The organism is Parasporobacterium paucivorans DSM 15970, assembly GCF_900141895.1.
Classification (GTDB): domain Bacteria; phylum Bacillota; class Clostridia; order Lachnospirales; family Lachnospiraceae; genus Parasporobacterium; species Parasporobacterium paucivorans.
The window spans coordinates 1-13,205 of sequence record NZ_FQYT01000033.1 but is presented as its reverse complement, the minus strand read 5'-3'; the positions used below and the strand labels follow the sequence as shown (position 1 = coordinate 13,205).

Below are 13,205 nucleotides of genomic sequence, written 5' to 3'. Positions count from 1 at the left end.
GTATGCGGCTTCTTTCCGGTGATGTCATGGCCATCAAACAGGATCTGTCCGCTTTTGGGCTTGTGGATCCCGCTTATAGTGTTCATGATGGTGGACTTTCCGGCTCCGTTGGCTCCGATCAGGGAGACGATGGAGCCCTCTTCTATATTTAAGCTGATGTCCTTCACGGCCTTGAAATCCCCGTAATTCACATCCAGGTTCTTAATCTCCAATAATGACATTATTCCTCATCTCCTCCCATGTATACTGCCGACACTTCCTTGGACTGCATGACCTCCAGCGGCTTTCCGCAGATGACGTTCTCCCCTTCCGCAAGCAGTAGAACCCGGTCCGTTCCTTCCAGCATCGTACGGATGATATGCTCGATCCAGATGACGCTTACGCCCTGAGACTGGATTTTTTTCACCATATCGATTACATAGCCTACTTCCGTTTCCGTCAGTCCACCGCCTACTTCGTCCAGAAGCAGGATTTTGGGATTCGTGGCAAGGCCTCTTCCAATCTCCAGACGCTTACGGTCCAGAAGTCCCAGCTTGGAGGCAAACAGAGGCAGCTTGTCCTGCAGGCCGATGGTCTCCGCTATCTCCACGGCCTTTTCCTTGGCCTGCTTTTCTGTAAGCTTCGCACCGAATACTCCGCCGACCATGATATTTTCCAATACGGTCATTTTTTCAAAGGGCCTGGGCACCTGGAAGGTACGCCCGATCCCCTCATGGCACCTCTGAGAGACGCTGTGGTGGGAGATATCTTTTCCCTCATACAGGATAATGCCCTTGGTGGGCTTAAGGATTCCTGTAAGGATGTTCAGCATAACTGTCTTACCGGCTCCATTTGGTCCGATGACCCCTAGCACTTCGTTTTTGTGCAGCTCGAAGTTCACGCACTGCAGAACATGATTATTTCCAAACGAAATGCCCAGATTCTTCACTTCCAGTATTACGTTATCATTTATTTCGCTCAATTATGGTTCCTCCTAACTGACTGTCATTCATTTACAGCCGCCATAATGACCAATGGCGGCTGTTAGATATTATATTTTAGCCAGTAAAAATTTAATTACAACAACTTCCAAAAACAATTACTGTGTCGCACCCGGAAGAGTAATCATCTCAGCCGATACTGGACAGTCTGGAATCTGCTTGTTGGCAATGATTTCCTGGGTCCAGGTTCCATCCTCGTGGTAAACCCACTGTCCGGTAACCAGGCTCATGACAGATACGTGATCCTTGTTGTATTTCACATGTCCCACGATCGTGTCAAGATCTGTCTCTGCTGCCGCTGCCACAATTTTATCCGGATCCAGGGAAGCTGCCCTTGTCAGGATGTCTACCAGGATTTCCACGTTTGCATATTTATATCCGCATGTTGGTGCTGCAGGCTCGTTGAAGAGATCTGTCCAGATCTGGCCGATTTCAGCACATGTCTGGCCGGTAAGGGATGATTTGAAAGGATGGTTCGGTGTCCACCAAACTTCAGAAACCACGCCGCTTGCCAGTCCATTGTCGCCGATAGCTGCTACATCTGCCCTGAAGAGGCATGCTTTTGCGATGGTGGATACCTTAGGTACATAACCCTGGCTGTGGCACTGCTGCCAGAAAGTCGCGAAATCCGGTGTAATCATAACGCCTACGATGATGTCGCAGTCCGCTTTCTTTAAATCGTTGATGATGGATGTGTAGTCAGAGGCACCGGAAGTAAATCTGCCCGGATCATATACTTCATATCCTCTGGCCTCGGCATATTCTGCCACATTTGCGGATACCTCGATGCCTTCATTATCATTGGCTGCAAGGATGCCAACTTTTTTGTTTGTGTCTGCCAGATCCCATGCATCGATGAAGCAGGAGATTTCTGTCTTGGTATCAAAGAAAGCATGAAAGCTGGACGTGTATGGTCCGCCGCTCAGCCATGCATCAGCCGGTGCATCCACAGAAATACATGGAATGCCTGCACGTTCGCAGGCGGCTGTAACTGGGTTTACTGTATCTACAGTATGGGATACGATCATTACATCAATCTTGCTTTCATTGATAAGCTTTGTGGCCGCCTCGGAAGCCTTGGTGGTATCCGACTCAGAATCGGCCATAACGAATTTGATAGGGAGCTTCTTGTCATATTCCTTGATGTAGATGCCTCCATCTGCGTTCAGCTTCTCCACTGCTGCCTGTTCCATTTCCAGTGAGCCTTTTCCGAATGATGCCAGTGCTCCAGTGAGGGGAGCCACCCGCCCTACAATGATGTAATCCTTGTCGGCGGAGGTCGTGTCTCCGCCAGATCCTCCTGAGCAGGCTGTCATTGAAAATGTCAATGCCAGTGCAAAGGCAATTGCGATAATCCTTTTAACCTTTTTCATAATTTCCTCCTTGAATTTAAATAATAGAATCATTTAATCCTTGTTCAAGGTTAGCACTTTGTATAATTATTGTCAACATCCACACCTTTTATTGTGCACTATTCCGAATATCCTAAATATTTCCGAATATTCTTAATATTCCAATTTCAAAAAAATAAAAAGATGCGTTTTTCAACACATCTTTTCCGGGATTTTATTAGATAGATTCTAAAATCTGGCCCTCTCTGAGCTTTGACCGCATATCATTGATGATTCGATCCATTTTTTCCAGTTCAACCAGAATCATCTTTTCTTCTTTACCCGTATTAATAACTTTGTAGACACCGCCGTTTCTAATTACGATCCTTTTGGTTGCCATCAGCGCAAGACTCGGATCATGAGTAGCCATCAGCACGATTTTGTCTTCATTCACAAGAAGATTGAGGGCCCTCTTTCTGTCTATTCCTGCATTCTCGATTTCATCTATCAGTACAATGGGTGAAGCGCTCAATATGGCCGTATCCGCTATCATCAGCGCCCTGGACTGACCTCCGCTGAGCCTGGTCACCGGTGTGTCCAGATCGAATTTCTCCCCCGCCAGCTCATTTGCCGCATCAATGATTTTCCGGATAACCTCCGCCTCGTTGTCAACCATCCGGCTCTTTGCATGCAGTTCCAAAAACTCCCGGACACTTAAATCCATTATAAAGTTCATATTCTGCGATAACTGCGCAACCAGCTTGTTGCTTGTTGAAAAACGGATGTTTTTATCCGGAATCTCACCGTTGATCAGAATAATTCTATCTGTGGGTGTGTCCTTGTTGGCCGCCCATTCAATATCTGCAAGAAGCCTGCTTTTTCCCGACCCGGTCGGACCGACTATGGATACTATTTCGCCTTTGCGTACGACAAGCTCATCAAAATTCTCCCTATTTCCGTACTTATCCTTCCCGGCAATTATTGTTATATAATCCACCCGGTCCTTTTCAAGTCCGAGAAATTCCAGCATCTGGTTAATGAATGCAGCCAGACCTGATTTTAGCTTAGGAATGTCAATTGCCCATTCCTCAATATCTTCCTGGGCAAAAGAATCGAAATATTCTTCAAGAGTGTTTTCCTGATAATCTTTTATATCCAATTTATTGTTTTCAAAAAAGGATAAGACAAACGGATATTTGTTTTCAATGTCTCTGATTTTCTGTTTTTCCAATTCATGCACTCTAATCATTTTCATCACCCATGTTTATCTTTTTGATATTTCCCATCTGGTATTTTTCCCCAATCCTTGTTTCACCCAGGCAATACGAACACAATGCGGACGGCATAGGGAATCTTAACTCTTTGCCCTTCACTGTCTCAATGCTGCGTTCTTCTTCATAGAACAAAGTGCTCAGTTCAAATGCCCCCTGCCCGGTTAATCCGTTTACCATTATGATCAAAGCCTGTGGATTTACCGAATTCACCCTGGAGGCAAAAACCTCCCTTTCCGCCTGGGATACAATATCCCCTTTTGTTATAACAATGATATCAGCCGTTTTAAGCATTGGGCCGATTTTCTTAGGGGTATTGATTCCGCTTAAATTATCAATAACGCAGACAGCCGTTATTCCTTTAATATATGGTGAGCAGCGGTTGCACAATCCGGCACTTTCCGTAATCAGAAGATCCAGATTCTGGCTTTTTCCCCAATCAACAACCTCTTCAATATTGCTTACAAAGAAATGATCCGGACAAAGAGACCCCGACAATCCCTTTTTTATAGGTACTCCCGCTTTTTCGTACAGGATGTCATCATCCGTATACAGGCAGTCAAATTTCACGACCCCAACGGATAAGCCACGATTTTTAATGGCTTCAATTGTTTTTAAAATTATGGAGGTCTTCCCTGAGGAAGGAGGCCCCGATACAGTTACAAGATTCATAGTCATTCCCTTTCTGCGCCGCTATTGAATAAAGCTTCGCATTCCTTGATCAGACTGCTGAGGTCATGTTCTTTTATGAAGTTCCAGCCCAGCCACATGTATTTATTTTTCTTATCAATACGATTGTCCACCTGCGGATTCACACTGGGAAATCTTCCGTTATGGGCAAGAATTTCCCCAACCTCCTTAGATGCAAGAAAATCAACAATTGGTTTCAGCTTGTCTTTTTTCTCTTTTTTGCTCAACATGAAGATCGGGCTGATAATAGCTCCATCTTCTGGCCAGACAGCCTTCATCGGACCTTCTGCTTTTGCCATCCAGGAAAAGAAATATGGCATAATGGTAACGGCCGGTCTGTCCTGTTTCTTTATGTGGGACTTTACCATCTCTGCGGGATGCATGCTTCTTTGCAGGCTTTTCCCTAACTTTCTTACTCCCTCCTCTCCATATATCTTGTATATATTGAGAAGAATCGCATTAAAAAGATCAAAATCCTGCATCGGAAGGCTTACACTATTTTCAAACTCCTCTGATAACAGGTCTTTCCAGCATGAAGGTATTTTCCTTCCCTTTAATTCATCCGTATTTATCAGGAACACTGCAGGGACGACACCCACGATAGAATACTGCCTGTTTGGATCTTCCATTTGAATATACTCATTGTGAAAATCTTCATGGTAGGTCTCGATCCCGGTTATATCTTCAAACAAATTATCCGCTTTAAACTTTCCGAGGAGTTTTTTGTCAAAAAATATGTCAAATCCGGCAGAAATAAATAAATCCGGCAATTCATCCACTGTTTTATTCTCCAGGCCATCAACCAGCCAGTCCACACCCATAGATGCTGCCTTAAATTCATAATCCAGTTCAAAATCAAACTTCTGCTCGTTAAGCCATTTTTCAAAGCCTTCGGTCAGCGGGGCCCGGACCGGGCATGGCAGAACACCCACAATCTTAATACTTCCTTTGTGAATAGACGAGTCGCCATTTTTATCTTTTGTCTCCCGCATTTTTTCCATCAATTGATTTTCAAAAACCTGCACATCAATCTTTTTTAATTTCAGAGCAGTTTCCAGAGAAATGGATTTTCCAAACACTTCCCTCATGCTCTCATCCTTCAGTTTTTCAAACCCCAACGAAACAAGCAAATCTAATGCATCTTTATGTTTTTCAGTGATATTGAACAGCGTGTCTTTTATATCCAAAAATACATTTTCCATCTTTCATCACTCTCCTGATTTTTCCTCATTATACTATGACACATCCGTGCACTTCGTTGCGCCCGCAACATCTTTTGCTGATGTTCCCCACAGTATCACGTATTCCTCCTCGATTCGAACTTATTTTATAATGTGGCAACAATAAGGTTTCCAACCATATCTGCAACCCGATTGAAGCAGTCCAGGGAATATTCCAACCTCTTGTAGATTTCCTTTTTTTTCATGAGCTCAATCGGATCTTTTTCGACGTCAAAGATATGAATCATGCCTTCTGCATAAATTCTGTCTCCTTCTTCCTCAAGATCTCCTATTTCGCTTATCAATTTGAAGATTTCTGCCTTCGGATGTTTTTTAAACTCTCTGAATATAACCATAAGGTCATATAGACGTTCACTTATGGAGATGATGTTATCAACAAAGGACACCATGAACGCATCGCTTTTTGGCACTTTCATAATGTAGAGATGCTTTGCAACGGACTCTATGCTGTGAAGAATATCATCTATCCCGTTCAGGATTTCAATGATATCCCTTTGATCAATTGGGGTAATGAACGCATCCTCCACTATCCTAAGGGATGTATCCACATGTTTGCTTCCTTCTTTCTTTATTTCCCTAATGACCAGAAGATCCTTTTCATATATATCTTCATGGGAAATGGAATCCTGAAGTTTTTTTGCCGCCTCCAATGGAAATCGGACGCCCTCGATAAATATTTCAAAATAATCCACTTTTTCTTTCAGAAATTTATCCTTAAATTTCCTGGCAAAACCAACAGACCGCTTTTCTTCTCCCATAACTCCTCCTTAATGCCACATTAGAAAATGAACCTGAACAATTCAGCAAGCAAAAACCCCAGTAAAATGCATATGGGAAATGTTAATGCCCAGGCAATCATGATGTCCCTGGCAACGCCCCATTTCACCTTATTTATGCCTTTCACCGCCCCTGCACCTATCATGGCCGCACTTTTCACATTGGTGCTGGACATGGGTATTCCAACCAGTGTGGAAACTATCATGCTTCCGGATGAAACCAGTTCCGCAGCAAATCCCTGATATTTTTCCAGCTGCACCATTTCCATCCCCATGCGTTTTATAATTCTGTACCCTGCGCTGGAGATGCCAGCCGCCATCAGGATTGCGCATAAGAGCATAATCCATATCGGTATAGTAAAACCCGATGATATATCTTCGGGATATCTTCCTCCCAGTACAAGAGCCAGATAAAAGATACCCATAAATTTCTGACCATCCTGGGCTCCATTGCTGAAAATCATCAGGGATGCGCTGCAAATCTGCCCTGCCGAAAAAAATCTGTCAGCCGGACCCCTTTTTATATTCTTTGAAGAGAACCTGATCATTTTCGTAGCTATAAAACTAAGAGTAAAGCCTGCCAGAGTCGCAGACAGCATACCGATTAAAACCTTGAAAACATACTCCATATTGAGCGCATTCATCCCATCAACGGATATTCCTGCCCCCAGCAGTGCGGCAACCATGGCATGTGTACCGCTTGCAGGTATTCCAAATCTCCAGGCGGTAATAATCCATATTATAACTGCGAATTGCACTGCACCCAATGTTACCAGGGCATCCCTGCCCGTGCCTATTGTCACGATATTGGCCATGGTTACAGCAACAGAAGAACCCAGAACAAATACACCCAATGTGTTAAAGACAATTCCCAGCACAATAGCCGCCCTGGGTTTTAACACACGGGTAGATATTACCGCCGCAAGGGCATTTGGAGCATCTGTCCAACCATTGACAAATACGGAAAAACAGATAAGAAACACAACAACGATGAGCGCAATTGACATAGATTTTCACATCCTTAACCTTTTTCATTTGTCAAAGTATCTGAATTGAACCTGTCCTCCATAGATTGACTGATTTCCATTGAAAACATAAGCAATTGAACAAACAATGGCAAAATACAGGATGTTCTCCGGTCCGAATATCTCCGCCCCCATCAGCATGGGTGCCAGAAGCGTATTTGTCGCACTTCCGAATACTGCGGCATATCCCAGAGCGGCCACAAGCATAACCGGAAGACCTGTCATTATGGCCAGCAGGACGCCCAGTGCCGCTCCTATAGCAAACAGGGGGGTGACCTCTCCTCCCTGAAAACCGGCAGCCAGGGTGAGAATGGTGAAAACAAACTTTAAAATCCAGTCATATGAATAAATGCTGCCGTTCGAGAAGCTGCTATCTATGAGGTTTGTTCCAAGTCCTGTATATCTTCCCATATGCAAAAGAAGCATCAGGATGGCCAGAATCACGCCCATAATGGCTATTCTGACAACCGGATTAATTATAAGTTTGCCAAGCATCAATTTGGTTTTTTTCAAAGTAAAAGCAAAAAGTCCGCCAACGATGCCAAAACAGAAGGATATCAGAACAATTTTCCAGACAGTCTGTATATTCCATGTCAAAGCATCCGTAACATTCACGGAGAATTTTTCAAGTCCCAGCAAATGGGATGTCCTGCTGGCTACGAATGCTGCAGTCAGCGCCGGCAGCAACGCTTCGTGCCGGATAACTCCGGCAACCAAAACCTCCAGGGCAAATAATGTTGCCGCCAGGGGTGTCTGAAAAAGCCCGCCGAATCCTGCGGCCATTCCGGTAATCAGCAATATTCTTGAATTATCGGGCCGTCTAAAAGCCTTTCCTATGTTATGAGCCGCAACAGCCCCCAGCTGGACTGCCACGCCCTCCCGTCCTGCACTTCCTCCAAACAGATGTGTTATCCAGGTAGTAATTATCAACAGAGGAACCATCATTTTCGGAATAACTTCCCGCTCACCGTGTCCTGTCTGAAAAATCAACGACATACCTTTCATGGATTCTTCATTCAATTTCCTGTACATCAAAACGATGAAAACGCCGGCAACCGGCAAAAAAGGCAAGAGTCGGATCATATTCTGATACCTGAATTCCGTTATTGCGAGCAACACCCTTCCGAACAGGGCATCTAACGCTCCCACAATAATGCCGATCAGCAGGGCAATCAATGTGTCTATTAATATATCCTTGTATTTTAATTTTATAAAATTCACATATCCTCCCCGTTTCAAACTACTTCGATTTTCTTTATTGTATCAAAAAACAACGCAGAAGCAAACAAAAACAGCTCTGCTGCTTCACACGTATCTCTCCTGTATGCTATAATTATTAAAAACAGTTCAGGAGATTCTATGGATAACAGCAGAAAATTATTTATTTTATGGACAAATGCAGATCTACATACATCTCAATATATGGTCATGATGTATGCCACCAACAGCATGCTGCACAATTGGTGGGATGAGGTGACCGTAATTATCTGGGGATCTACCGCAAAGCTGGCTGCCGAAAATATAAGCATTCAGAATTCCATGGAAATGGCTGTTCATGCCGGAGTACGATTTTCTGCCTGCATAAGCTGTGCGAAACAGCTTGGTGTACAGGCAAAGTTGGAAGATTTGGGAATAGAAGTGATTCCATGGGGCCTTCCTCTTACAGAAATCCTTCAGAACAACGAAAAGTTGATTACTATATGATATTTTTCACACAAAAAACTGCACTCCGATTGGGGTGCAGTTCAACTTTAGGAGAAGCTCTCTCATGTGTTTTTAGTTTTGCATTGCGGACAATACCCGTACAAATAAAGCTTATGCCCATAAATCGAAAATCCGGTTTCATTTTCCAACGCCTTTTCATACTCTCCTAAGGGACAGTGCTGGACAGTTATGATTTTTTTGCACTCTGTGCAGACCAGATAATGCCTGTGCCCCAGACAATTGTATTCAAACAGCATCCTATCGTCATTATGGATACTGATCCTTGTAATCAATTCGGCCGTTTCCAGTGATTCCAGGGTCCTGTAAACTGTTGAAAGGTTGATTTGTGAGTCCCTTTCTTTTAACAATAGAAAAATCTGCTCCGCGGCCAGCGGCTGACCGCTTTTCATAAGCGTTTCCAACACGGCTCTGCGTCCCTTTGTGCTCCTAAGCCCTCTGGTTCTCAGCCTTTCCTCATATTCCTGTCTTTTTCTTTCCAAACTGCACAACTCCCTTCACTCATTGCGGCTTGAGGCAATTTTTCTTTTTTGTTTCATTCTGACGGAACGGGCTGCAAATGCAAAGAAACAAAAGGACACAGCCAAAATTACGATACATGCCCCCGAGGCAAGGTTTAAGGCATAGGAAGCCCAAAGACCTGCAATGCAGAAAACAGCTCCAAATATTACCGCCCCTATCATTCGGCTTTTTAATCCGGATGTGAAAATGCCCGCCATAGCTGCAGGCGCCGTCAGAAGCGCCAGCACCATTATGATTCCTACTACCCTGATTAAAACGACGATTGTCATAGCTACCAATATCAAAAGAAAATATTCCAAAAAGACTGTCTTTATACCTATTATGGATGCGAACTCATCATCAAACAGATACGCTTTCCAATTATTAAATAATGCAATAATAACAACAACTGTTATAAATGTCATTATAATCATCATATTCAGATCTAATCTTGTTACAGACAGAATATTTCCAAAAAGATATGAGTTCAGATCCGGCGGGTAACCCGGCATTAAAGATATGAATATGATCCCCAGCGCCATTCCCAGGGACCAGAATAGACCGATGATGATATCTGAACGTACTCCACCTTTTCTCTTTATATAACCTATCCCAAGCGCTGCCCCGACTGAAAAGATAAAGGCCCCTATTATTGGTTCAAATCCCAGCAGATATCCAAGTCCCACGCCTCCATAAGCAGTATGGGCAATCCCTCCGCTCATCATGACCAGTTTCTTCTCCACGACCATTACTCCGATGATTCCACATACAATGCTGGCCAAAAGGCATGCCCACAGGGCATTCTGAAGAAACTGGTATTCGAACAGTGCACTTAACATTTATGCATCCCTCCTTCATGATCTTTTAATACCCGGTGAGGGACTCCATGGGCAATCAGTTCAACGGGGCATCCGTATAATTTATTCACAACACCTTCACTCAGTTCAGGTTCTCCGTGATAAACCAGTTCTCCGTTCATACAGGCGAGCTTTTGAACTTTGGACGATACGGCAAGTAAATCATGGGACACAAGGATGATTGTCATGTCTTTATTCAACTCCTCAAGAAGATTATAAATCTGCGTCCTGGATCCAGCATCCACGCTGGCCGTCGGCTCGTCCAGCAGAAGAATCTTTGGTTCCAGTGCAAGCGCCCTGGCAATCAGCAGCCGCTGGAATTCCCCACCTGATAATCCAGCAATCTGCCTCTTTGCCAGGTTCTGTATCCCGACTTTTTCCATTTGCATCAGGGCCATCGTCCGATCCTCTTTGGAATATCCTTTAAACAAAGACAGACCCGGTTTTTGCCTTGCTGTCAGCACCACTTCCAGGGCTGAAATCGGAAACCGTTTATCCATTGTCGCAAACTGGGGTACATAACCCAGCGGACCGTCGCTGAAAATACGTATGGTTCCCGTATTTGCAGGAATCAGACCCAAAATAGCCTTGAGCAATGTGGATTTTCCGCCTCCATTTGGACCAATGATACCCAGAAATTCTCCCTGAGCAACTTCCAGACAGACATCCTTGATAGCTGGCGTGTCCCCATAATAGACGGATAAATGATCTATCTGCACCGCTTTTCCCATTACTGCATCACCTCCGCCATTGTATCCGCCATTTTCTTAAGATTTTCGATATAATCGGCCGCCAGAGGAGCCAGCTGTACTGTCTTTCCTCCTGTTTCCTCTGCGAAAGCTTCGGATTGGCTGCTGTCGATTTCTTCCTGGTAAAAAATCACTTTGATGTCTTCTTCTTTTGCCAGCTTTATCATTTCCTGCAAATGCTGGGGAGTTGCTTCTTTTCCTTCTTCTTCGAGGGCGTACATTTCAAGGCCGTAATCTTCTGCAAGATACCCGAAAGCGGGATGGTAAACAATGATTTTTTTGTTTTCAACGCCTTTCAGGGAATCCTTTATCTCCCCGTCCAGTTTATCTAGTTTTGCAATATATGCTTCAGCATTTTTCTCATAGGTATTTTGGTTGGCCGGGTCAAGAATCCCCATTTCACGGGCGATGACAGATATCATTACCTTTACTCTTTTTGGAGAAAGCCATATATGGGGATCTCTTTCCCCGGATTCAAATGTCCTGTCTTCATACACGGCAGCCACTTCATCCTGAAGTGGGATCACCTCCAAGTCTCCGGCGTTCGGCAGGATATTTGCCTCCTCAGCGGCGACGCCGATGGAAAAATAAAGGGATGAGTCACCAAACTTCTCCATTTCCAATGGTGACGGTTCGTAGGTTTCCGGACTGGCCCCCGGCGGTATCAACGTGACAACTTCTACAAGATCCCCGCACACCGCTTCCACAAAAGTCTTCTCAGGAACAATGGACACTGCAATTATAGGCTTCCCTTCTTCAGAACCTGAATTTTCTCTACTACCGCACCCATATAGGAAAATCACACCCACAAATAACACCGTTAAAAGCAAAGGATTTATAATATTTTTCATAGTTTTCTCCCAGTAATCAATATTGCAAATGCAAACCATTCGCAATATTGATTATATTCCATTCCCTTCCGTGTGTCAACAATACAGCAATGCCGGCTTTTTTCATTCCAATAAAATCGGCTTTAAATATTTCTTATTTGGTGTTACTATATTCAATGATAAAGAAAGATTGTGTATCCAGGACAGATGGAGGATTCATTCATGTTGGATAAAAACGAATTAACCTATGTTGCTACGCATTTTGATTTTTGGGATAAGCTTAATCCCCTCGAAAAAAACATATTTGAAAACAATATTGTGAAAGTGAAATACAACAAAGGTTTTAACCTGCACAGTTCAGATAGTGAATGCCTGGGCGTGCTCCTTATTAAAAGCGGCGGCCTTCGGGTTTACATTCTTTCCGAAGACGGACGCGAAGTGACCTTGTACAGATTATCTCCGAATGATGTCTGTGTCCTTTCAGCTTCCTGCATACTGAACAATATCACTTTTGACGTCCATATCGACGCAGAGAGCGACACGGAAGCTTATCTGCTTAACATAGGCGCCTTCAGCCGCTTGCACAGCCAGAACGTATACGTGGAAAATTTTGCATATAAAAATACTATAGAACGTTTTTCGGATGTCATGTGGGCATTCGAACAGATACTCTTTCTTAGTTTTGACAAAAGGCTTGCGATTTTTTTACTGGATGAACTAAATAAATCGGATTCCGATGAAATAACTCTGACACAGGATCAGATTGCAAAATACATTGGAAGTGCCAGGGAGGTCGTCTCCAGAATGCTGAAAGCCTTCCAAAACCAGGGAATTCTGGAGCAATCCAGGGGTTCCATCCGTATTACTGACAAGAACAAGCTTAAACATCTTATATAAAAAAAGATGCCCTCTTGATGTGACCCCAATAAGTTAGACTTTATAGCGTAGTAGCTTTTTAGCTGCTACGCTATTTCTTTATGCAGCCAAGAGGTTGAGTCTGTATTCTACTGGACTCATCCATCCTAGTTTCTCCTTGATTCTTTGTTCGTTATAATATTTTATGTATTTTTCTATCGTCTCTTTCAATTCTTCGTAGCTGTAAAAAACTGCACCATAATACATTTCCTGTTTCATGATTCCAAAGAAGTTTTCCATTACAGAATTATCGTGACAATTTCCTTTTCTGGACATACTCTGAAAAACTCTATTTTCTTTAAGTGTATAAACATATG

Annotated in this window: 16 protein-coding genes; 2 read left to right on the top strand and 14 right to left on the bottom strand. The window is 43.6% G+C overall.

Going from position 1 to position 13,205, the window contains the following annotated elements:
• The 9 genes from BUA79_RS11690 to BUA79_RS11650 form a co-directional block, all read right to left on the bottom strand.
• The coding region (locus tag BUA79_RS11690; RefSeq protein WP_143147921.1) for an ATP-binding cassette domain-containing protein at nt 1–221 on the bottom strand (221 nt) is incomplete at its 3' end.
• Nucleotides 221–961 (bottom strand): ABC transporter ATP-binding protein, encoded by a 741-nt coding sequence (locus BUA79_RS11685; RefSeq protein ID WP_094757453.1) that lies wholly within the window; start codon nt 959–961, stop codon nt 221–223. The genes BUA79_RS11690 and BUA79_RS11685, both read right to left, overlap by 1 nt.
• 117 nt (nt 962–1,078) lie before the next feature.
• Nucleotides 1,079–2,353 carry an ABC transporter substrate-binding protein gene (locus BUA79_RS11680; protein ID WP_242941699.1) on the bottom strand — a complete coding sequence of 425 codons (1,275 nt, stop codon included), beginning with the start codon at nt 2,351–2,353 and terminating at the stop codon, nt 1,079–1,081.
• Nucleotides 2,354–2,549: 196 nt separating this feature from the next.
• A complete protein-coding gene (locus BUA79_RS11675; protein ID WP_073994598.1) occupies nt 2,550–3,560 on the bottom strand; it encodes an ATP-binding cassette domain-containing protein in 1,011 nt (336 codons plus the stop codon).
• Nucleotides 3,553–4,254, bottom strand: a complete 702-nt coding sequence (locus tag BUA79_RS11670; RefSeq protein ID WP_073994597.1) for a GTP-binding protein — start codon at nt 4,252–4,254, stop codon at nt 3,553–3,555. The genes BUA79_RS11675 and BUA79_RS11670 overlap by 8 nt, the downstream gene beginning before the upstream one ends.
• 2 nt (nt 4,255–4,256) lie before the next feature.
• Nucleotides 4,257–5,474 (bottom strand): ABC transporter substrate-binding protein, encoded by a 1,218-nt coding sequence (locus BUA79_RS11665; protein WP_073994596.1) that lies wholly within the window; start codon nt 5,472–5,474, stop codon nt 4,257–4,259.
• 125 nt (nt 5,475–5,599) lie between these two features.
• Nucleotides 5,600–6,271 carry a DUF47 domain-containing protein gene (locus tag BUA79_RS11660; protein ID WP_073994595.1) on the bottom strand — a complete coding sequence of 224 codons (672 nt, stop codon included), beginning with the start codon at nt 6,269–6,271 and terminating at the stop codon, nt 5,600–5,602.
• Nucleotides 6,272–6,291: 20 nt separating this feature from the next.
• Nucleotides 6,292–7,296, bottom strand: a complete 1,005-nt coding sequence (locus tag BUA79_RS11655) for an inorganic phosphate transporter (protein ID WP_073994594.1) — start codon at nt 7,294–7,296, stop codon at nt 6,292–6,294.
• Nucleotides 7,297–7,320: 24 nt separating this feature from the next.
• The gene (locus BUA79_RS11650; RefSeq protein ID WP_073994593.1) at nt 7,321–8,535 is read right to left on the bottom strand and encodes a chloride channel protein; all 1,215 of its coding nucleotides are present in this window, start codon (nt 8,533–8,535) and stop codon (nt 7,321–7,323) included.
• 138 nt (nt 8,536–8,673) lie between these two features.
• Here BUA79_RS11650 and BUA79_RS11645 point away from each other — a divergent pair, with 138 nt between their 5' ends.
• Entirely contained in the window at nt 8,674–9,018 is a 345-nt protein-coding gene (locus BUA79_RS11645) for a DsrE family protein (protein WP_073994592.1), read from the top strand.
• 62 nt (nt 9,019–9,080) lie between these two features.
• Here the strand turns inward: BUA79_RS11645 and BUA79_RS11640 are convergent, their stop codons facing one another.
• Genes BUA79_RS11640 through BUA79_RS11625 form a run of 4 tightly spaced genes read right to left on the bottom strand, consistent with a single transcriptional unit; the run spans nt 9,081 to nt 11,994 of the window.
• A complete protein-coding gene (locus tag BUA79_RS11640) occupies nt 9,081–9,518 on the bottom strand; it encodes a Fur family transcriptional regulator (protein WP_073994591.1) in 438 nt (145 codons plus the stop codon).
• A gap of 15 nt (nt 9,519–9,533) precedes the next feature.
• Nucleotides 9,534–10,376: a metal ABC transporter permease gene (locus BUA79_RS11635; protein WP_073994590.1), complete on the bottom strand. Its 843-nt coding sequence runs from the start codon at nt 10,374–10,376 to the stop codon at nt 9,534–9,536.
• Nucleotides 10,370–11,125, bottom strand: a complete 756-nt coding sequence (locus BUA79_RS11630; protein ID WP_073994589.1) for a metal ABC transporter ATP-binding protein — start codon at nt 11,123–11,125, stop codon at nt 10,370–10,372. Before BUA79_RS11630 ends, BUA79_RS11635 begins: the two co-directional genes overlap by 7 nt.
• Complete coding sequence (locus BUA79_RS11625; protein WP_073994588.1) at nt 11,125–11,994, bottom strand: metal ABC transporter solute-binding protein, Zn/Mn family; 870 nt, start codon at nt 11,992–11,994, stop codon at nt 11,125–11,127. The genes BUA79_RS11630 and BUA79_RS11625 overlap by 1 nt, the downstream gene beginning before the upstream one ends.
• Nucleotides 11,995–12,195: 201 nt before the next feature.
• Between BUA79_RS11625 and BUA79_RS11620 the strand changes: the two genes are divergently transcribed.
• Nucleotides 12,196–12,870 carry a Crp/Fnr family transcriptional regulator gene (locus BUA79_RS11620; RefSeq protein WP_073994587.1) on the top strand — a complete coding sequence of 225 codons (675 nt, stop codon included), beginning with the start codon at nt 12,196–12,198 and terminating at the stop codon, nt 12,868–12,870.
• 78 nt (nt 12,871–12,948) lie between these two features.
• Here BUA79_RS11620 and BUA79_RS11615 read toward each other — a convergent pair.
• Nucleotides 12,949–13,205: IS3 family transposase (locus BUA79_RS11615; RefSeq protein ID WP_143147920.1), on the bottom strand; the 257-nt coding region annotated here is incomplete at its 5' end.

Excerpts from the sequence above, each read along its gene's own strand:
- BUA79_RS11680 (WP_242941699.1), bottom strand. The coding sequence starts at position 2,353 with ATGAAAAAGGTTAAAAGGATTATCGCAATTGCCTTTGCACTGGCATTG.
- BUA79_RS11675 (WP_073994598.1), bottom strand. The coding sequence starts at position 3,560 with ATGATTAGAGTGCATGAATTGGAAAAACAGAAAATCAGAGACATTGAA.
- BUA79_RS11670 (WP_073994597.1), bottom strand. The coding sequence starts at position 4,254 with ATGAATCTTGTAACTGTATCGGGGCCTCCTTCCTCAGGGAAGACCTCC.
- BUA79_RS11665 (WP_073994596.1), bottom strand. The coding sequence starts at position 5,474 with ATGGAAAATGTATTTTTGGATATAAAAGACACGCTGTTCAATATCACT.
- BUA79_RS11660 (WP_073994595.1), bottom strand. The coding sequence starts at position 6,271 with ATGGGAGAAGAAAAGCGGTCTGTTGGTTTTGCCAGGAAATTTAAGGAT.
- BUA79_RS11655 (WP_073994594.1), bottom strand. The coding sequence starts at position 7,296 with ATGTCAATTGCGCTCATCGTTGTTGTGTTTCTTATCTGTTTTTCCGTA.
- BUA79_RS11645 (WP_073994592.1), top strand. The coding sequence starts at position 8,674 with ATGGATAACAGCAGAAAATTATTTATTTTATGGACAAATGCAGATCTA.
- BUA79_RS11635 (WP_073994590.1), bottom strand. The coding sequence starts at position 10,376 with ATGTTAAGTGCACTGTTCGAATACCAGTTTCTTCAGAATGCCCTGTGG.
- BUA79_RS11630 (WP_073994589.1), bottom strand. The coding sequence starts at position 11,125 with ATGGGAAAAGCGGTGCAGATAGATCATTTATCCGTCTATTATGGGGAC.
- BUA79_RS11625 (WP_073994588.1), bottom strand. The coding sequence starts at position 11,994 with ATGAAAAATATTATAAATCCTTTGCTTTTAACGGTGTTATTTGTGGGT.
- BUA79_RS11620 (WP_073994587.1), top strand. The coding sequence starts at position 12,196 with ATGTTGGATAAAAACGAATTAACCTATGTTGCTACGCATTTTGATTTT.